Source organism: Burkholderia sp. WAC0059 (assembly GCF_002870125.1).
Lineage (GTDB): Bacteria > Pseudomonadota > Gammaproteobacteria > Burkholderiales > Burkholderiaceae > Paraburkholderia.
In genome coordinates this window covers 46,232-64,378 of sequence record NZ_PNEO01000009.1, presented here as the reverse complement: position 1 = coordinate 64,378, position 18,147 = coordinate 46,232, and the positions used below count along the sequence as shown (strand labels likewise).

Here is an 18,147-nt window from a genome sequence, read left to right as displayed (position 1 = left end):
GAACTACGGAGAGGGAATTTGATGAGCAGATACGGCATCAGGAACGTGCTGACCAGAACCACGCTGGCCATCGGCCTCGCGACGGGACTCGCGGCCACGCTGCAGGGGTGCGTGCTCGCGCTGGCGGGGGCTGCCGGCGGCACCGCGCTCGTCGCCACCGATCGCCGCACGGTGGGCGCGCAGACCGAGGATCGCGAGATCCAGGTGAAGGCGCTCTCCGACCTGGGCAACAACCTGCCTGACGGCTCGCATACCAACGTGGCCGTATTCAACCAGCGCGTCCTGATTACGGGCGAAGTGCCCGACATCGCATCGAAGCAGAAGGCCGAGTCGATCGTGCGCAATATCCCGAACGTCCATTCGATCGTCAACGAGTTGGCCGTGCAACCGGCGAGCTCGTTCGGGTCGCGCAGCAACGACGCCTATCTGGAAGGCCGCGTGAAGACCTCGCTGATCGCCCAGAAAGGCATTTCGGCGAACAACTTCAAGGTGGTCAGCGAGCGCGGCGTCGTTTATCTGATGGGGCTCGTGACCGTCAACGAGGGCAACCTCGGCGCGGATGCGGCGAGTCGCGTGCCGGGCGTCGTGCAGGTCGTCAAGGTGTTCCAGTACATCAGCCCCGATGCCGTCGCGAACGCACCCGCAGCCAGCAGCGCTCCGGTTGCGGCGCCGGCGCCCGCCGACGCCGCGTCGGCCGGGCCGGTGGTCGGTGCGGTGCCGGACTCGTCGGTCAGTTCGCGTCCGCTCGATCAACAGCCGCCGGCGCCGGTGACCAATTCGTCGCCCGTACAGCCGGGTAGCGCGGGAGTCGTGCAATGAGGGGGATCAACCGGAGGGCCGGACGACTGCGTGCCCTGACGCTGGCCGCGGCGATGTTTGTCGCGCCATGGTTCGCGACCGGGGCGCACGCCGCCGACGATGCCGCGGCGGGACTGGCGATTGCGCGAACCAACGCGTGCATGGGGTGCCATGCAGTGGATCGCAAGCTGGTCGGCCCGTCGTTCCAGCAGATCGCGGCGCGCTACAAGAGCAACCCCGGCGCGCCGGCCTATCTTGCGCAGAAGGTGAGGAACGGCAGTTCCGGCGTGTGGGGCGTGATTCCGATGCCGGCCCATCCGCAGATGAGCGACGCCGATATTCATACCGTGGTGGCGTGGGTGCTGGCCGGCGCGCCGTCGAAGTAAGCGGCGTTTCTCCGGTTGCTTGCCGGGCGGGTTGGCAATAGCGGAATAAAGTGTGCTAGAATCTTCGCTTCGTTGGGGCGGTAGCTCAGCTGGGAGAGCGTCGCGTTCGCAATGCGAAGGTCGTGAGTTCGATCCTCATCCGCTCCACCAACAGACATTCCAGGCAGTTTCGCAGTATTCGCAAACCCCGCGCGCCGTAAGGCGCGCGGGGTTTTTGCTTTCTTCCCGCGTCGGCCCACATCCGCGGCCGACGCAGCCCCCGATTTTTTGAAGCCCGATAATGGACGGGAGCGCCCGTCATCGCCCTCCTCGGGTGGCCGATGATAGTCACGCAAGAAGGCATCCATTCCAGAACCCGACCGATCGACGGGCGCCCCCCGCACGTCGTCGTCCTACCAGAAGGCCCCTTCCGATGATTCCTGCTTCGTCCCGTCCGTCAGCCGTCGAAATCGCCCGACGCACCCGTGAGCGCGAGGATGAGCCCCTCGCGGCGGCCCACGCCGCGCTTGCCGAAATTGCCGCGCGCGACGCCGAACTCCATGCGTGGGCCCACGTCAGCGCGGCGGACGTGCTGAGCGCGCCCGAAGGCGATGCGCTCGCCGGCCCGCTCGCGGGCGTGCCGCTCGGCGTGAAAGACATCATCGACGTGGCCGGCATGCCGACGCGTTGCCAGTCGCCCGCCTGCGACGACCGGCCGGTCCAGTTCGACGCCTCGATCGTCAGCCTGCTGCGCGCGGCGGGCGCGGTGCCGGTCGGCAAGACGGTCACCGCGGAGTTCGCGTTCATGACGCCCGGGCCGACGCGCAATCCCGTCAATCCGGAGCACACGCCGGGCGGCTCGTCGAGCGGCTCGGCGGCGGCCGTCGCCGCCGGCATGGTGCCGATCGCGCTGGGCACGCAGACGGGCGGCTCGATGATCCGCCCCGCCGCATATTGCGGCGTGGTCGGATTCAAGCCGACGCACGGCGCAATCGGCCGGCTCGGCGCGAAGGTGCTCTGCGAATCGCTCGACGTGATCGGCTGGTACGGCACGAACGTCGCCGACGTCGCCGCGGTCGGCGACGTGCTGCTTCCGAAGCCGTCCGCGCGTCCGGGCGCGCCGCGCGAGCTGGCGTCGCTGCGCATCGCGTTTTTGCCGGGCCATCCGGCCCACGAGATCGAAGCCGGGGCCGACGCCGTGCTCAACCGCGCGAAGGCGGCGCTGGCCCGGCAGGGCGCGTCGGTGCAGACGATCGGGGACTTCGCGATCGCATCGGAGTTGCTCGCCGCGCACGACGTGATCATGCATTACGAGTTTTCGCGCAGCATGCTGCCGGTCGCGTCCGGCCACGCGCGGCTGCTGAGCCCGCGCCTGATGGAGGCGGTCAAGACCGGGCTGGCGATGCCGGCCGGGCTTTACCTGGAGATGAAGTCCCTTCAGGCCGCGCAACGCACGCAGTACGACGTGATATTCGGCGATGCCGATTTCGTGCTGACCTCGAGCGCGATCGGTCCGGCGCCGCAAGGGCTCGCATCGACGGGACCGTCGGCGTTCAACAAGGGCTGGTCGGTGCTCGGCTGGCCGTGCATCCATTTGCCGAGCGCGCACGACGACAGCGGGCTGCCGCTCGGCGTGCAACTGGTCGGCCGGCCCGGTTCGGACGCCGCGCTGATCGACTTCGCGTCGGTCGTGCATACCTGCATCGACGAGCGGGCGGACAGCGTGCCGCGATGACGGCGCGATAAAGGCGCGATAACGACGATACGCTCTCCGGTATCATTCGCTGGTCCCGATCGATCCACCGTACCCGTCAACGCCCCTGCCTTGCCGATGCCCACCGATTCCGACGATGCCGGTTCATCCTCGCTGACCGATCGCGTGATCCTTGAGCTGGAGGCGATGCTCGTGCGCGGCGACATCGGCCCCGGACAGCGGATCGCCGAGGCGCCGCTTGCCGCTCGGCTCGGGCTGAGCCGAGCGCCGGTCCGGGAAGCCTGCCGCGCGCTCGTGCAGGCCGGGTTGCTCGTCTCGGTGCGCAATCGCGGCATGTTCGTGCGGGAAGTCAACGCGCGGGAAATCCGGGATCTCTACGAAATCCGCTCGCTGATCGAGGGCGAGATGGCGGCGAAATTCGCCACGCAGATCACCCGCGCGCAGCAGACCCAACTGATGTCGTTCGTCGAGCGGATGGACAAGGTCGCGGAGTCGGAGAAGGGCGCCGCGTACTATGCGCTGAACGTGCAATTTCACCGCTACATCGCCGAGCATTGCGACAACCGGCAGATGCTCGACATCTACCGGAACGCGGTGATGAGGCTGCATATCTATCGCCTGCCGCGGCTCACCGAACTCCGGCATCGGCTCGAATCGAACCAGCAGCATCGCGAGATCGCGTCGGCGATCGTCGCGGGCGATGCGCAACGCGCGCGCGACGCCATGCGCCACCACATCCTGACGGGCCGCGAGCGCTACGCGTCGTAGCGCTCGCGATTCACGACGCCTGGCGCGCCGCGTCCGTCTTTGCCGCGGCCGCGCGACCGCCGGCGCTGCCCATGGCGACGAACACCCAGGTCGACAGCAGCGCGACGACGCCCATGAACACGAAGGTGATCCGGTACGCGAGCGCCGCGCTCGACCCGTGCGCAGAGAGCGCGTCGACGAGGCCGCCGCCGACCGTCACGCCGAGGCTGATCGCGAGCATCTGCACCATCGAGAACAGGCTGTTGCCGGTGCCCGAATATTCGCGTCCCAGGTCCTTGAGCGTGACGCCGTTCATCGCGGCGAACTGCAGCGAATTGGCCATGCCGAAGACGGCCAGCTCGACGATCTGCAGCGGGAGCGGCAGGCTGCGGGAAATGGTCGCGAAACTGGCGATGGACAGACCGACCAGCACCGTGTTCGCGACGAGGAACGGCACGAAGCCGAAGCGGCGCACGAGCGGCGCGACGGCGCGTTTCGAGAAGATGCCGGCGACGGCGACGGGCAGCATCATGAGCCCCGAGTGCAGCGGCGTGTAGCCGAGTTGTAGCTGCAGCAGCAGCGGCAGCAGGAACGGCACGGCCGCGCAGCCGATGCGCGCGAGCAGGTTGCCGAGCAGCCCCAGCGCGAAACCCGGCTGTTTCATGATCGACAGCGGGAAGAGCGGCTGCTTGCGCCGGCGCGCGTGCAGCACGTAGCCGAGCACGCAGAGTGCGGCGGCGGCGATCAGGATCGCGGCCCAGATGGCGCCGTTGCCCTGCTGGCGGTGGGACGGCGCGTCGAGGCCGAGCGAGAACGTGGCCATCGCGGCCGCGATCAGCGCGAAGCCGGGCCAGTCGAAGGGCGGCGCCGGCTGGTCGTCGACGCTGTGCGGCAGGAAGCGCAGCACGGCCACGCATCCGAGCGCGCCGAGCGGCACGTTGATGAGGAAGATCCAGTGCCACGACGCGACCTGCACCAGCCAGCCGCCGAGCACGGGGCCGACGAGCGGGCCGACCTGGCCCGCGACCGCGACGAACGCGAGGCCGGAGATATAGCGCTCGGCCGGGAACGTCCGCAATACCGCGAGCCGGCCGACCGGCAGCAGCATCGACCCGCCGATGCCCTGCACGATGCGGGCCGTCACGAGCGCCCATAGCGTGTGCGACGTCGCGCAGGCCGCGGAGCCCAGCACGAAGACGAGGATCGAGGTGAAGTAGACGCGCCGCGTGCCGAACCGGTCGGCGAGCCAGCCCGACGCGGGCGTGAGCATCGCCATGGTCAGCGAATAGGCGACCACGACGGGCCGCAGGTCGAGCGCATGCTTGCCGAGGCTCGCGGCCATGGCCGGCAGCGCGGTGTTGATGATCGTCGTGTCGGTCGACTGCATGAAGAAGCCCGTCGCGACGATCCACAGCAGGGCGTTTAACGAAGTATCGGAAAGCATTGTTCGAACCATCGTGCGAGTGTGCACAGTTGAGCGTCGCGCTGCATGCAGTGCATCACCTGCAGCCCCCAGGGCAGACCTTCGGCTCGCATCAGCGGCAGGCTGACGGCCGGGAAGCCGAGCCACGACCAGTAGGCGAGGTGCATCCGGCTGCCGGTGTAGGCGAGTCCGCGCGGCGCGGCGCCGGCGGCGGCAGGCATCACGAAGCCGTCGGCGCGGGCGTCGTCGAGGAGCGCGGTGACGCGCCGCTGCGCGTCGGCGCGCGCGGCCAGCAGGCTTCGATAGGCCTCGTTCGTGATCGACGGCGATTTCTCGACCATGCCCCGGACCCGTTCGCCGATCAGCTCGCCGTGGCGCGCGACGTAGTCCGTGTACGGAAAGCGCATTTCGTATGCCAGCATTTCCAGCGAGCCGTCGATCTCGCGATCGAGCAGCGCCTCCACTTCGGCGACGCGTTTGTCGTTATGACGGTCGACGATCTCGACGCCGCGTTCGCGCAGCGCGTCGACGAGCCCGTTCATCGTCGCGCGATCCGCGTCGGCCACCTCGTCCCACGCGCGCAGATGCAGCCGGATCAGGCGTCGCGGCGCCAGCGCGGCGGCGGTCCAGTCCGGCGCGTAGTCGGGCAGGCCGGCATGGCCGCCCGCCGCGCCGGCGCCGGCCGACACGATGGCCGCGAGTTGCCAGGCGTCTTCCATGTGATGGCCGAAGAAGCCGAGGTGATCGTGCGACGACGATACCGGGTGGACGCCGCCGAGCGTCACGGTGCCGAAGCTCGGCTTGAACCCGACGACGCCGTTGAACGACGCGGGCCGGAGCATCGACCCCTGGGTCTGCGTGCCGAGCGCGAGCGGCAGCATGCACGCGCCGAGCGCCGCCGCGGAGCCGCTCGACGAGCCGCCCGGCGAGCGCTCGGGATCGTGCGGATTGCGCGTCGCGCCGGAGAAGCCGAACGCGAATTCGGTCGTCACGGTCTTGCCGGCAATGATCGCGCCTGCCCGGCGCAGCGCCGCGACGCAGGCCGCATCGCGCCCGGTGCGCGTGCCGTCGAACGCGGGGCTGCCGAAGCCCGTCGGCATGTCGGCTGTCTCGATGATGTCCTTGATGCCGACCGGAATGCCGTCCAGCGGGCCGGCGCTCGCGCCGTCGCGATAGCGCGCGGCCGATGCGGCGGCGGCCTCGCGCAGGCGCTGCGTGTCGAGAAACTTGAACGCCCCGACGACGGGTTCGCGTTCGGCAATGCGTTCCAGAAAGCGCTCCATGTACTCGACGGGCGAGAGCGTTCCGTCGCGAAACTGCGTCAGCACCGTGCGAAAAGGCGCGCGGAGCAGGGGATCGGTCATGGAGCGGTTCCTCCGGCAGGATAAAAGTGTCGACAATTTTAGAGGCAAACCCGCCGGGCCGCCAAAGCGCGCCAAAAAATTCGGTGCCGCTGCCGGGCCGCCGTTTCCGGACGGAACGGCGGCCGGGAGACGGACTCCCGGCGATCCGGCACGGGAAATTTTTTTGAATGTCGACATTTTTTATTGGTGCGGGCAGAGTCGAAAATTGTGGCGCGTTCCGGGAGGGCAGAACCCCGGGGCCGGCCGGTATCGACGACGGGCATCGGGGCAGCGCCTGTCAGCCGTTTTTGACTGTGATCTCTTTCTTGTCTGAACCAACGAAGGGGGCAGTAAATCTTCATGATTTCGAAAAACGCATATCGGGCCGGCCTGCGGTTTGCCGCGGCCGTGTTGGGCAGCGCCGCGCTCTTCTGGTCGGGCGCCTCGCATGCCGAATCGGTCCTGCGCATCGCGATGACGGCCGCCGACATTCCCTACACCGCGGGGCAGCCGGACCAGGGCTACGAAGGCAATCGTTTCACCGGCATCACCCTGTACGATTCGCTGATCCAGTTCGATCTGTCGAAGGCCAACGCGCCTTCCGGGTTGATTCCGGATCTGGCCACGAGCTGGTCGGTGTCGAGCACCGACAAGACGAAGTGGATCTTCAAGCTGCGCCCCGGCGTCAAATTCCATGACGGTTCGCCGTTCAACGCGGACGCGGTCGTCTGGAACGTGCGCAAGATCGCCGACAAGAGCGCGCCGCAGTTCGATCCGCGCCAGGCGGGCCTGACCATTTCGCGGATGCCGACGCTTGTGTCCGCGCGCAAGATCGACGACCTCACGGTCGAGCTGACCACGTCGATTCCCGATTCGTTCTTTCCGTACAACGCGACGAATCTGTATTTCGCGTCGCCGACTCAATGGCAAAAGGATTACGACGCGGTGCCGGCTTCCGTCACCGACCCGGCGAAGCGCTCGCAGCTCGCGTGGGCGACGTTCGCCGCGCATCCGTCGGGAACGGGGCCGTTCAAGGGCGTGCTGCTCGTGCCGCATCAGCGCTTCGAAATGGTGCGCAACCCCGACTACTGGGACCCGGCGCGCCGGCCGAAGATCGACCGCGTGGTGCTGCTGCCGATGCCGGAAGCGAGCGCGCGCACGGCCGCGCTGCTCGGCCACCAGGTCGACTGGATCGAGGCGCCCGCGCCCGACGCGATCAGCCAGATCAAGCGCGCCGGCTTCACGATCTACGCGAATACCCAGCCGCACCTGTGGCCGTGGCAGCTGTCGCTCGCGCCGGGCTCGCCGTGGCGTGATCTGCGCGTGCGGCAGGCCGCGAACATGTGTATCGACCGCGACGGCATGAAGACGCTGCTCGGCGGCTACATGACGCCCGCCCTCGGGGTCTACTCGCCGGGCGACCCGTGGTGGGGCAACCCGACTTACCACATCCGCTACGACCCGGCCGCCGCGCGCCAGTTGATGACGGCGGCGGGCTACTCGGCCGCGAAGCCGATGGAAGTGAAGGTGCAGATCTCGTCGGCCGGCTCGGGGCAGATGCAGCCCGAGGAGATGAACGAGTTCATGCAGGAGAACCTCAAGCAGTGCTTCTTCGACGTGAAGCTCGAGGTGCTCGACTGGAACACGCTGCTCTCGAACTGGCGTCTCGGCGCGCTCGACCCCGCCGCGCATGGCGCGAACGCCATCAACGTGAGCGCGAGCACGATGGACCCGTTCTTCGGCATGGTGCGCTTCTCGAGCAAGGGCGCGTTCCCGCCGGTGTCGAACAACTGGGGCTACTTCAGCGACGCGACCACCGAAAAGCTCGTGCAGGAGGCCCGCAACACGTTCGATCCGGCCCAGCGCGACGCGCTGCTCGGGCAACTGCATGCGTACATCGTGCAGCAACTGCCGTTCGTCTTCGTGGCGCACGACGTGGGTCCGCGCGCGATGTCGCCGAGGGTGCACGGCGTGGTCGAGCCGCACAACTGGCTGATCGACATCGCCACGATGTCCATCCAGTGACGACGTCCGGGCGAGTTTCGACGGGAGACGGTTGAGATGGTGCGTTATCTGCTGCAGCGCGTGCTCTACGCGATTCCGACGATGTTCGGCGTGACACTGCTGTGCTTCGCGCTCTTGCATCTCGCGCCCGGCGACCCGCTGTCGTCGGTGCTGCCGGCCGACGCGTCGCAGGCGCTGCGCAACCAGATGATGGCGCTGTACGGCTTCGACCGGCCGCTGCCGGTGCAGTACGTGAGCTGGCTCTGGCGGGCGCTGCACGGCGACCTCGGCATGTCGATCTCGACGGGCGATCAGGTCTCGCGCGACGTGTTCGGCGCCGTCGCCAACTCGCTGCGGCTCGCGCTCGTCGCGACGCTGCTCGGCTTCGTCTTCGGCCTGCTGTTCGGCTTCGTCGGCGGCTACTTTCGCGGCTCGGCGCTCGAGCGCGTGTCGTCCGTCGTGTCGGTGCTCGGCGTGAGCGTGCCGCACTACTGGCTCGCGATCATCCTCGTGATCATCTTCTCGGTGTTCCTGCCCTGGCTGCCGGCCACGGGCGGCGGCCCCGACGGCGCGCCGGGCTGGCACTGGGACTGGTCGCACGTCCAGTACATGGTGCTGCCGGCGGTCGCGATGGCCGTGATCCCGACAGGGATCATCGCGCGCACGATCCGCGCGCTCGTCGCCGACATCCTGGGCCAGGAGTTCATCGTCGGCCTCGCCGCGCGCGGGCTCGACAGCCGCGCCATCCTGCTGCACGTCGCGAAGAACGTCGCGCCGACCGCGCTGTCGGTGATGGGCCTGCAACTCGGCTATCTGCTCGGCGGGTCGATCCTGATCGAGACGATCTTTTCGTGGCCCGGCACCGGCTTTCTGCTGAACACCGCGATCTTCCAGCGCGACTATCCGCTGCTGCAGGGCACGATCCTCGTGCTCGCGCTGCTGTTCGTCGTCGTCAACGTGGTGGTCGACGCGCTGCAGATGCTGATCGACCCCCGCATCGCGCGCGCCTGAACGAAACAAGGGAGTACACGTTGCGCATGTCCGCTAGTCCACCGCTCGTCGACGAGGCGCTGCCCGCGCAGCGCTCGCCGGGATACTGGCTCGGCACGCTGCGGCGCCTGCGGCGCGATCCGGTCGCGCTCGGCTCGGGCGCCGTGATCGCGCTGCTGCTGTTGATGGCGATCTTCGCGCCGCTCCTCATGCCGCACGATCCGTACGAATCGTCGATGCTGTACCGGCTCGATCCGGTCGGCACGCCGGGCCACCCGCTCGGCACCGACGAGCTCGGCCGCGACCTGCTTTCGCGGCTGATCCTCGGCTCGCGCCTGTCGCTCTTCATGGGCATCACGCCCGTCGTCATCGCGTTCGTGATCGGCGGCGCGATCGGCATTCTGGCCGGCTACGCGGGCGGCCTCGTGAACACGCTCGTGATGCGCACGGTCGACGTGTTTTACGCGTTTCCGTCGGTGCTGCTCGCCGTGGCGCTGTCCGGCACGATCGGCGCCGGCGTGAGGAACGCGCTGCTGTCGCTGACGATCGTGTTCACGCCGCAGGTGATCCGCGTCGCCGAAAGCGTGACGACGCAACTGCGCAGCAGCGACTTCATCGACGCGGCGCGCGCCTCCGGCGCGTCGGCGTTCACGATCGTGCGGGTGCAACTGCTCGGCAACGTGCTGGGCCCGATCTTCGTGTTTTCGACGAGCCTGATCTCGGTGTCGATGATCCTCGCGGCCGGACTGTCGTTTCTCGGGCTCGGCGTCGAGCCGCCGAGCGCGGAGTGGGGGCTGATGCTGAACGCGCTGCGCAACGCGATCTACACGCAGCCCGTGATCGCGGCGCTGCCGGGCGTGATGATCTTCATCACGTCGATCTCGTTCAACCTGCTGGCCGACGCGATTCGCCAGGCCATGGAAATCAGGGGCTAAGCCATGAAGACGGCGCTTCCCGACGACGACGTGGGCGGGCCGGCCCAGCCGCTGCTCTCGGTGCGCGGGCTCGTCCGGCATTTCCCGCTGCGCGGCGTGATGCCGGGGCGCCCGGGCGGATCGGTCAAGGCCGTCGACGAGGTCAGCTTCGACATTCGCAAGGGCGAGACGCTCGGCGTCGTCGGCGAGTCCGGCTGCGGCAAGTCGACGACCGCGCGGCTTCTGACGCAGCTCGCGAAGCCGGACCGGGGCGAGTTCGTGTTCGACGCGGAAACGGTCGGCTCGCATGCGCTGCCGCTGCGGCGCTACCGCAGCCAGGTGCAGATGGTGTTTCAGGACAGCTACTCGTCGCTGAATCCGCGCATGACCATCGAGGACTCGATCGCGTTCGCGCCGCGCGTGCACGGCGTGAGCCGCCGCGAGGCGGTCGAGCGCGCGCACCGGCTGCTGATGCGCGTCGGCCTCGATCCGGCGCGCTTCGCCGGGCGGTTTCCGCACGAGCTTTCGGGCGGCCAGCGCCAGCGCGTCAACATCGCGCGGGCGCTCGCGCTGCGGCCGCGCCTCGTCGTGCTCGACGAGGCCGTGTCCGCGCTCGACAAGTCGGTCGAGGCCCAGGTGCTGAATCTGCTGCTCGACCTGAAGGAGGAATTCGGTCTCACGTATCTGTTCATCAGTCACGATCTCAGCGTGGTGCAGTACCTGTGCGACCGCGTGCTCGTCATGTATCTCGGCAAGGTCGTCGAGATCGGCGACACGGAGCAGATTTTCGCGCGGCCCGCGCATCCGTACACGCGTGCGCTGCTCTCGTCGGTGCCGTCGATGGACCCGGACCGCCGCACGCTGACCGCGCCGCTCGCGGGCGATCCGCCGAACCCTGTCGATCCGCCGGCCGGATGCCATTTCCATCCGCGCTGCTCGCACGCGGAGGCGGTTTGCGCCACGCGCCGTCCGACGCTGCGCACAACGGACGAGGCGGGCGGCGGCGAGGTGGCCTGCCTGATGTACGAACCGGGCTCGACGCACAGCGCGGCGCCGCACGCGGTATCCGGGGCGGCCGCGAGGCCGGGGAGCCTGGCCGCATGAGCACGTTTTCCCGTCACGACGGCACGCCGGCCATCTCGATCCGCGATCTGCGCGTGAGCTTTTCGCGCGGCGGCCGCACGGTGCGCGCGGTCAACGGCATTGCGCTCGACGTGCAGCCGGGCGAGGCCGTCGCGCTGCTCGGCGAATCGGGCTCGGGCAAGAGCGTCACGCTGCGTTCGCTGATGCGCCTGCACGATCCGCGCACGACGCGGATCGAAGGCTCGATCGCCATCGAAGGCCAGGATCTGCTGGCGATGAACGGCGCGCAACTGAATGCGCTGCGCGGCGGCCGCGTGGCGATGGTGTTCCAGGAACCGCTGCTCGCGCTCGACCCGGTCTACACGATCGGCCAGCAGATCGCGGAGACGGTGCGCGCGCATCGGCCGATGTCGCGGCGCGACGCGCGGGCCGAGGCGTTGCGGCTGCTGGAGTCGGTCCGCATTCCGAGCGCCGCGCGCCGGCTCGACGCGTATCCGCACGAGATGTCGGGCGGCATGCGCCAGCGCGCGATGATCGCGCTCGCGCTGGCGGGCGAGCCGTCCGTGCTGCTGGCCGACGAGCCGACCACGGCGCTCGACGCGACCGTGCAGATCCAGGTGCTGATCCTGCTGCGCGAGTTGCAGCGCGAGCTCGGCGTCGCGATCGTGTTCGTCACGCACGACATCGCCGCGGCGGTCGAGATCGCCGATCGCGTGGCCGTGATGTACGGCGGCATGATCGTCGAGGACGGGCCGGTGCGCAGCCTGATCCGCGACGCGCAGCATCCGTACACGCGGGCGCTGCTGAACAGCCGGCGCGAAGGCGGCATGGTGCGCGGGCAGCGTCTTCAGACGATCGGCGGCTCGCCGCCCGACCTCGCCACGCTCGGCGACGGTTGCGCGTTCGCGCCGCGCTGCCCGTACGCGAAGCCGGCGTGTACCGCGCGCATGCCCGCGCTCGTCGGCGTGCAGCACGATCATCACGTGCGCTGCGTGCTCGTCGAACCGGCTGTCTCGCTGCAAGGGGCGGACTGACTTCTTTCTCGCCCTTCGCCTTCGCCAACCCAGATCAACGGGAGATGTCCGATGCGCTCACCCGCCCCCGCTTCGCAGGCGTTCATTCCTTATCCGGACGTGGCCGTCGCACATGCCGCGACCGGTCCGCTCGCCGGCCTGCACTTCGCCGTCAAGGATCTCTACGACGTCGCCGGCTATCCGACGAGCGCCGGCAATCCGCACGTGCTGGCGATGTCGGGCATCAAGACGCGGCACGCGCCGGTCGTGGCCGCATTGCTCGACGCGGGCGCCGCGTTCGTCGGCAAGACGGTCACCGACGAACTCGCGTTTTCCGCGCGCGGCAACAACGCCCATTTCGGCGCGCCGCTGAACGGCGCCGCGCCGGCGCGGATCACGGGCGGATCGTCGTCGGGGTCGGCGTCGGCGGTGTCCACGGGGCTGGCGGATTTCGCGCTCGGCAGCGATACCGGCGGCTCGGTGCGCGGCCCGGCCAATCACTGCGGGCTCTACGGCATCCGGCCGACGCAGGACAGGCTCTCGCTCGACGGATGCTTCCCGCTGTGCCGGACCTTCGACACGTGCGGCTTCCTCGCGCGCGATCCGTCGGTTTTCGCGCGCGTGGCCGCCGTGCTGCTGGGCGCCGATCGCACGCCGCTGCCGGCGCGTCCGCGCCTGCTGCTCGCAACCGACCTGTTCGCGCTCGTGGAAGCGCCGGTCGCCGCCGCGTTGCAGCCGGCGGTCGAAGCGATCGAAGCGGCGTATGGGCCGGCGCAGCCGGTCGCGGCGGCCGGCGGCCGGATCGGCGAGCTTTACACCGCGTATCGCGTGCTGCAGGGATGGGAGGCATGGCAGGGCGCCGGCGAGCTGATCGAGCGCCACGGCTTGCGCCTGGGCGCCGACGTTGCCCAGCGCTTCGCGTTCGCGAAGCAGGTAAGCGCGGCCGAGGCCGAAGCGGCCGACGCCGTGCGGACGGCGTTCACCGCCGCGCTGAAGGCGCTGCTCGGCGACGACGGCGTGCTGATCGCGCCGTCGATGCCCGACATCGCGCCGCTGCTCGATACCGACGCCGAGGCGTTCGAAATCTACCGGAACCGCGCGACGCATCTGCTCGGGCTGTCGCCGCTCTGCGGCTTCCCGCAACTGTCGCTGCCGTTCGCGTGCCGCGACGGCGCGCCGCTCGGCATTTCGCTGATGGGGCCGCACGGCAGCGACCTGAGCCTCGTCGAGCTGGCCAGCCGGATTGCCGCGCCGCCGCTTTCGCTCGATCCCGCGATCGGGACTTGAGCGGAGCCTGAGAGAAGCGGGCGGCGGCCGCATGGCGCCGCCGCCCGGAAAACGAAGCCGTTACTTCGAGATTCCGGGGTGTTTCACGAGCCGGTCGTCGACCCCGGCCTCGAGGTTCGGCCGCGCGCGCGACAGCGCGATGGCGACGCCGCCGATCAGCGCCGAGATGCCGAGCATCAGCAGAGACGGCGCGTAGTCGCGCGAAATCGAGCGCACGTAGCCGACCAGCAGCGGCCCCAGGAACTGCCCGATCAGATTGCCGACGCCGCTCACGAACGCGACCGCCGGCATCGCCTTCGCCATCGGCAGCATTTCGGTGAGCCGTGCGAACACGAGCGGCATCAGCATTTTCAGCGTGAAGCCGAGGGCGATGAAGAGCGCGATCTGCAGGTAATACAGCGGCGCCGGCACGAACGCGGCGGCGATCATCAGCACGCCCGTGATCATCGTCGGGATGGCCGCGTGCCAGCGGCGCTCCTGGCCGTGCCGGTCCGAGCGCCAACTGATGTAGTAGATGCCGAGCATCGACATCACGAACGGCGCGCCGGCGAGAAAGCCGATCGCGGTTTCGCTGAGCTGGCCGTAGGACTTCATGACGGTCGGCAACCACAGCGTGGTGCCGTAGAGCAGGATCGTGTTGAGCCCGAAGCCGAGCGTCATCAGCCAGACCGCCGGTTCGTTGAAGATCGTCCACCACGGGTCGGCTTCCGGTTTCCGGTAGGTGGCCTGCTCGGCCGCCAGCGTTTGCTGGATCGCGGCGCGGTCGGCGTCGGAGAGCCAGCGCGCGACGTCGAGACTCTGCGGAATCGCGCGGAACCAGATCGCGCAGAAAAGCCAGGCGGGAAATCCTTCCGCGATCAGCATGACGCGCCAGTCGAAATGCGCGATCAGCAGGCCGGAGATCGGCCCGGCGAGAAAGCCGCCGAGCGGCGCGCCGAGATTCCAGATGCCGAAGGCGCGGCCGCGCTCGGGTTTCATGAACCATTGCGCGAGCAGCATCGAGGTCGCCGCGTACACGGGCCCTTCGGCGACGCCGAGCAGGACGCGCACGGCGAGCACCTGCCCGAACGACGTCGCGACGCCCGTCAGCACCGCGGCCGCGCCGAACAGCAGCAGGCAGACCGCGACGAGGCGCCGCGCGCCGAACTTCAGGGAGAGGTAGCCGGCGAGCAGTTGCGTGAGCGCGTAGCCCCACGCGAACGCGCCGCCGATCCAGCCGGCCTGCACCGGGCTCAGGTGCAATTCGGCCGACATGCGCGGCAGCGCCATCGCGATGTTCACGCGGTCGAAGTACGACAGCATGTAGACCGCGAAGACGATCGGCAGCACGATCAGCCAGCGGTTTTTGCCGATGGCGGCGGCATGGGTGGACGGGGTGTTCGGCATGGGTCTCCACATCGTTGTTATCGGTTGCGCGAGGGATTCGCGCGAACGGCGCGGCGCCCAGGGCCGTCGCGCCCGGGCTGCCGGTCGTGCTTACTGGTCGAGCGGCGCGCCGTCGATCGTGCGGCGCATCGACACCGGCCGGTGCAGCGGCGCGCGGCGATGCTCGACGTCGTCGTAAAGCTCGACGCCGATCCCGGGCGCGTCGGGCACCGTGACGAAGCCGGCGACGGGCACCGGATGGCTTTTCACGAGGTCCGAGCCGAGCAGCTTCTGGCCGGACTTCAGCACGAGGTTCTCGAAGCCGGTCGGGTATTCCTGGATCGCGAAGTTCGGCACGGCGGCCGCGACCTGCATGCACGCGGCGAGGCTGATCGGTGAGAGCGGGTTGTGCGGCGCGATGTCGACGTTTTGCGACTCGGCGAGCGCGGCGATCTTCTTCGCGCCCGTAATCCCGCCGCAGACGCACACCGACGTGCGCGCGAACCGCACCGCGCCGCCCGCGAGCTGCAACTGGAACTCGGCCGGCGAGCAGAAGCGTTCGCCCGTCGCGATCGGCACGCGGATCGCCTGGCCGACCGTCGTCATCTGCGGATAGAACTCGGGCCGCAGCGGGTCTTCGAGCCACATCGGCGTCAGCGGCTCCAGCACCTGGCCGATCGCGATCGCCTCGGCCGGGCTCAGGCGCCGGTGCATCTCGATCAGCAGATCGACGTCGGGGCCCACCGCCTCGCGGAACGCCATCACGCGCTCCTTCGCGTCGCGCACCTTGCCGGCGTGCGAGCGGAAATAGCTTTCGCCCTCCGGCTCGTCGAGGAACGGGTTGATGTGGCCGACCGCCGTGAAGCCTTCCGAGCGCAGCCGGCGGCAGTCCGCGAGCACCTCGTCGAGCGTTTCCGCGTACACGTGGCCGTAGACGCGCAGCTTGCTGCGGTAGCTGCCGCCGAGCAACTGCCATACCGGCACCTGCAGGCGCTTGCCGAGCAGGTCCCAGAGCGCGATGTCGATCGCCGACACGGCGGCGTTGACCGCCGTGCCGCGGAAGTGCGAGAAGCGCTGCATCACGTTCCAGTGCAGCTCGATCTGGTTCGCGTCCTGGCCGACGAGATACTGGCCGAATTTTTCGAGCGCCGCCTTCGCCGCTTCGATGTGCCCCCACGAGCCGGCTTCGCCGTACCCGGTCAGGCCGGCTTCGGTGCGGATGCGCGCGTAGAGGAATTGGCCGACGTGCAGCGCTTCGACGGAACTGATGCGATGGATCGATTGGGTCATGGCGAACCGGGATGGATTTTTGTCATTGAACTCACGAACGAGGCGGCATGGCGCTCGCCGTACGAGCTTGAACTCTAGGAAGATGCCGGTCGGTTGGGAATCAATTTCTATAGTGTTTATTCTATGTTCTATATAGAATGTAGAAATGAATTCGATCGATCTGAGTCCCGCGTTCGTGCGTCTCGCCCGGCACATCCGCGAGCGCATCATTGGCGGCGAGTGGTTGCCGGGGCAGTTGCTGCCCGGCGAAGAGGCGTTTGCGAAGGAAATGAAGGTCAGCGTCGGCACGGTCCGCAAGGCGCTGGACGTGCTGAGCGGCCAGGGGCTGGTCACGCGGCATCGCGGGCGCGGCACGTTCGTCGCCCGCGCGACCAACGAGCGCGCGTTCACGAGCTTCTTCCGGCTCGTCGACCGCGCGGACGGCGCCCGCCGGCTGCCGGCCGACACGATCCTGCTGCGCGAGCGCGCATCCGCCGATCCGGCCGAATGCGATGCGCTGAAGCTGGCGCCGGGCGAACTCGTGTACCGCCTGCGCCGGCGCCGCACGCTCGACGGCGAGCCGATCGTGTTCGAGACGATCGCGTTTCCGTACGAGCGCGTCGGCGCGAACGAATGGGGGATCGGCGACGAGGCGGCGCACCTCGTCTATTCGTTTCTCGAGCAGCAGTGCGGCGTGTCGGTGAGCCGCGTCGAGGATCGGCTGAGCGCCTGCGCGCTGCCCGACGACATCGCGGCCGGCTTTGCGCTGCCGGCCGGTCATCCGGTGCTGCTGTCGGTGCGGACGGCCTACGACCTGCAGGGCGTGCCGGTCGAATACCGGCGCTCGTGGATGGCGACCGACGCGCACGATTACCTGAGCGAACTGCGCTGGACCGGAGCCGGCGGCGCGCCCTGAGGCGACCGGGGAAACCGGGCGATCGTCGCCGGGCAGGACGCCGTCGCGGCGACGCTATCCCGCGGTTCTGTCCGCGTAAACCACGATCTCCACGCGCCGATCCGGCTGCAGGCAGTCGATGAGCGACGGGCGCGGCAGGGCGTTGCCGCATTGGCTGACCGGATCGGCGGCGCCGCGTCCCACGGCGTCGATGCGGTCGGCGGGCAGGCCGTCCGCGACGAGCAGGGCCTTCACCGCCGCGGCGCGGCGCCTCGACAACTGCAGGTTGTACCCGGGCGAGCCGAGCCGGTCCGTATAGCCGCGCACCTCGATGCGCGAGAAGCGGCTGCTGCGCAGACGCGCGGCGGCATCGGCGATCTCGGCGCGGCCGCCGGGCAGGATGTCCGGGGCGCTGCCGCGATCGAAGGCGAACAGCGCGTCGGCCGAGAGCCGTAGCACCTGGGCGACGGGCGGCGGGGGCGGCGGCATGCCCACCGGACCCACGGCGACCCAGTGGCCGGGCACCCAGACGTAGCCGCCGTATTGCCAGCCCCAGTAGCCGGGCTGCCAGGCGAGGCCGGCGCGCGGCACGGGCGGCGCGACGTAGACGGCGGGCGGCGGCGTGAGCACCATGATCTGGGCGTGCGCGGCCTGAGCGGCGGCGGTTGCGGCCAGCACGGCGAGCAGGACGCGCGTGGCGGCGGACGGGCGGGGCAGACGCAGGTTTTTCATGGCGGCCGTGATTCCTGTGATTTGACGGGCGGGCCGGCGAGCGAGGGCGGCGGCGTTTTCCGGACCGGCTCAGGATAGGCGCGGCTTCAATGACAAGCTTTTACCGAATGTAAGAAAAATTCATGCGCGAGCGGACCGGGAAAACGGCGGCCCGCCGCGTCCGAACCGCTGCCTCGCCGGCGCGCCATTCGCGAACCTTTACGTG

Annotated in this window: 16 protein-coding genes and 1 tRNA gene; 12 read left to right on the top strand and 5 right to left on the bottom strand. The window is 69.1% G+C overall.

Features of this window, described 5'->3' with window-relative positions; genetic code table 11:
* Positions 1 to 21 precede the first annotated feature (21 nt).
* The 5 genes from CY652_RS11120 to CY652_RS11100 all read left to right on the top strand — a co-directional run bounded on the left by CY652_RS11120 (position 22) and on the right by CY652_RS11100 (position 3,645).
* Complete coding sequence (locus CY652_RS11120; protein ID WP_102130771.1) at positions 22 to 819, top strand: BON domain-containing protein; 798 nt, start codon at positions 22 to 24, stop codon at positions 817 to 819.
* Positions 816 to 1,184 (top strand): c-type cytochrome, encoded by a 369-nt coding sequence (locus CY652_RS11115; protein ID WP_102130770.1) that lies wholly within the window; start codon positions 816 to 818, stop codon positions 1,182 to 1,184. Before CY652_RS11120 ends, CY652_RS11115 begins: the two co-directional genes overlap by 4 nt.
* Positions 1,185 to 1,258: 74 nt before the next feature.
* A tRNA-Ala gene (locus tag CY652_RS11110) sits at positions 1,259 to 1,334 on the top strand.
* Between the two features lie 364 nt (positions 1,335 to 1,698).
* Complete coding sequence (locus CY652_RS11105) at positions 1,699 to 2,898, top strand: amidase (protein WP_258002283.1); 1,200 nt, start codon at positions 1,699 to 1,701, stop codon at positions 2,896 to 2,898.
* Positions 2,899 to 2,994: 96 nt separating this feature from the next.
* Positions 2,995 to 3,645 carry a GntR family transcriptional regulator gene (locus CY652_RS11100; protein ID WP_146010072.1) on the top strand — a complete coding sequence of 217 codons (651 nt, stop codon included), beginning with the start codon at positions 2,995 to 2,997 and terminating at the stop codon, positions 3,643 to 3,645.
* A 10-nt stretch (positions 3,646 to 3,655) separates the two neighbouring features.
* On the opposite strand, the gene CY652_RS11095 is transcribed toward CY652_RS11100, so the two are convergent.
* Positions 3,656 to 5,068, bottom strand: a complete 1,413-nt coding sequence (locus CY652_RS11095) for a DHA2 family efflux MFS transporter permease subunit (protein WP_102130767.1) — start codon at positions 5,066 to 5,068, stop codon at positions 3,656 to 3,658.
* Positions 5,047 to 6,411: an amidase gene (locus CY652_RS11090; protein ID WP_180970536.1), complete on the bottom strand. Its 1,365-nt coding sequence runs from the start codon at positions 6,409 to 6,411 to the stop codon at positions 5,047 to 5,049. The genes CY652_RS11095 and CY652_RS11090 overlap by 22 nt, the downstream gene beginning before the upstream one ends.
* 339 nt (positions 6,412 to 6,750) lie before the next feature.
* On the opposite strand from CY652_RS11090, the gene CY652_RS11085 reads away from it, so the two are divergent.
* Genes CY652_RS11085 through CY652_RS11060 form a run of 6 tightly spaced genes read left to right on the top strand, consistent with a single transcriptional unit; the run spans position 6,751 to position 13,681 of the window.
* Positions 6,751 to 8,415, top strand: a complete 1,665-nt coding sequence (locus CY652_RS11085) for an ABC transporter substrate-binding protein (RefSeq protein WP_102130765.1) — start codon at positions 6,751 to 6,753, stop codon at positions 8,413 to 8,415.
* Positions 8,416 to 8,451: 36 nt separating this feature from the next.
* On the top strand, positions 8,452 to 9,405 hold the full coding sequence (locus CY652_RS11080) for an ABC transporter permease (RefSeq protein ID WP_102130764.1): 954 nt from the start codon (positions 8,452 to 8,454) through the stop codon (positions 9,403 to 9,405).
* Positions 9,406 to 9,431: 26 nt separating this feature from the next.
* The gene (locus tag CY652_RS11075) at positions 9,432 to 10,319 is read left to right on the top strand and encodes an ABC transporter permease (protein ID WP_102130763.1); all 888 of its coding nucleotides are present in this window, start codon (positions 9,432 to 9,434) and stop codon (positions 10,317 to 10,319) included.
* A gap of 3 nt (positions 10,320 to 10,322) precedes the next feature.
* Positions 10,323 to 11,402: an ABC transporter ATP-binding protein gene (locus CY652_RS11070; protein ID WP_102130762.1), complete on the top strand. Its 1,080-nt coding sequence runs from the start codon at positions 10,323 to 10,325 to the stop codon at positions 11,400 to 11,402.
* Positions 11,399 to 12,415 (top strand): ABC transporter ATP-binding protein, encoded by a 1,017-nt coding sequence (locus tag CY652_RS11065; RefSeq protein ID WP_102130761.1) that lies wholly within the window; start codon positions 11,399 to 11,401, stop codon positions 12,413 to 12,415. The genes CY652_RS11070 and CY652_RS11065 overlap by 4 nt, the downstream gene beginning before the upstream one ends.
* Positions 12,416 to 12,466: 51 nt before the next feature.
* On the top strand, positions 12,467 to 13,681 hold the full coding sequence (locus CY652_RS11060) for an amidase (protein WP_102130760.1): 1,215 nt from the start codon (positions 12,467 to 12,469) through the stop codon (positions 13,679 to 13,681).
* A 60-nt stretch (positions 13,682 to 13,741) separates the two neighbouring features.
* On the opposite strand, the gene CY652_RS11055 is transcribed toward CY652_RS11060, so the two are convergent.
* On the bottom strand, positions 13,742 to 15,067 hold the full coding sequence (locus CY652_RS11055) for an MFS transporter (protein WP_102130759.1): 1,326 nt from the start codon (positions 15,065 to 15,067) through the stop codon (positions 13,742 to 13,744).
* A gap of 90 nt (positions 15,068 to 15,157) precedes the next feature.
* Positions 15,158 to 16,336: a mandelate racemase/muconate lactonizing enzyme family protein gene (locus CY652_RS11050; protein ID WP_102130758.1), complete on the bottom strand. Its 1,179-nt coding sequence runs from the start codon at positions 16,334 to 16,336 to the stop codon at positions 15,158 to 15,160.
* 145 nt (positions 16,337 to 16,481) lie between these two features.
* Between CY652_RS11050 and CY652_RS11045 the strand changes: the two genes are divergently transcribed.
* Positions 16,482 to 17,231 (top strand): GntR family transcriptional regulator, encoded by a 750-nt coding sequence (locus tag CY652_RS11045; protein ID WP_102130757.1) that lies wholly within the window; start codon positions 16,482 to 16,484, stop codon positions 17,229 to 17,231.
* 54 nt (positions 17,232 to 17,285) lie between these two features.
* Here the strand turns inward: CY652_RS11045 and CY652_RS11040 are convergent, their stop codons facing one another.
* The gene (locus tag CY652_RS11040; RefSeq protein ID WP_102130756.1) at positions 17,286 to 17,942 is read right to left on the bottom strand and encodes an OmpA family protein; all 657 of its coding nucleotides are present in this window, start codon (positions 17,940 to 17,942) and stop codon (positions 17,286 to 17,288) included.
* Between the last annotated feature and the right edge of the window lie 205 nt (positions 17,943 to 18,147).

Excerpts from the sequence above, each read along its gene's own strand:
- CY652_RS11120 (WP_102130771.1), top strand. The coding sequence starts at position 22 with ATGAGCAGATACGGCATCAGGAACGTGCTGACCAGAACCACGCTGGCC.
- CY652_RS11115 (WP_102130770.1), top strand. The coding sequence starts at position 816 with ATGAGGGGGATCAACCGGAGGGCCGGACGACTGCGTGCCCTGACGCTG.
- CY652_RS11100 (WP_146010072.1), top strand. The coding sequence starts at position 2,995 with ATGCCCACCGATTCCGACGATGCCGGTTCATCCTCGCTGACCGATCGC.
- CY652_RS11095 (WP_102130767.1), bottom strand. The coding sequence starts at position 5,068 with ATGCTTTCCGATACTTCGTTAAACGCCCTGCTGTGGATCGTCGCGACG.
- CY652_RS11090 (WP_180970536.1), bottom strand. The coding sequence starts at position 6,411 with ATGACCGATCCCCTGCTCCGCGCGCCTTTTCGCACGGTGCTGACGCAG.
- CY652_RS11085 (WP_102130765.1), top strand. The coding sequence starts at position 6,751 with ATGATTTCGAAAAACGCATATCGGGCCGGCCTGCGGTTTGCCGCGGCC.
- CY652_RS11080 (WP_102130764.1), top strand. The coding sequence starts at position 8,452 with ATGGTGCGTTATCTGCTGCAGCGCGTGCTCTACGCGATTCCGACGATG.
- CY652_RS11075 (WP_102130763.1), top strand. The coding sequence starts at position 9,432 with ATGTCCGCTAGTCCACCGCTCGTCGACGAGGCGCTGCCCGCGCAGCGC.
- CY652_RS11070 (WP_102130762.1), top strand. The coding sequence starts at position 10,323 with ATGAAGACGGCGCTTCCCGACGACGACGTGGGCGGGCCGGCCCAGCCG.
- CY652_RS11065 (WP_102130761.1), top strand. The coding sequence starts at position 11,399 with ATGAGCACGTTTTCCCGTCACGACGGCACGCCGGCCATCTCGATCCGC.
- CY652_RS11060 (WP_102130760.1), top strand. The coding sequence starts at position 12,467 with ATGCGCTCACCCGCCCCCGCTTCGCAGGCGTTCATTCCTTATCCGGAC.
- CY652_RS11055 (WP_102130759.1), bottom strand. The coding sequence starts at position 15,067 with ATGCCGAACACCCCGTCCACCCATGCCGCCGCCATCGGCAAAAACCGC.
- CY652_RS11050 (WP_102130758.1), bottom strand. The coding sequence starts at position 16,336 with ATGACCCAATCGATCCATCGCATCAGTTCCGTCGAAGCGCTGCACGTC.
- CY652_RS11045 (WP_102130757.1), top strand. The coding sequence starts at position 16,482 with ATGAATTCGATCGATCTGAGTCCCGCGTTCGTGCGTCTCGCCCGGCAC.
- CY652_RS11040 (WP_102130756.1), bottom strand. The coding sequence starts at position 17,942 with ATGAAAAACCTGCGTCTGCCCCGCCCGTCCGCCGCCACGCGCGTCCTG.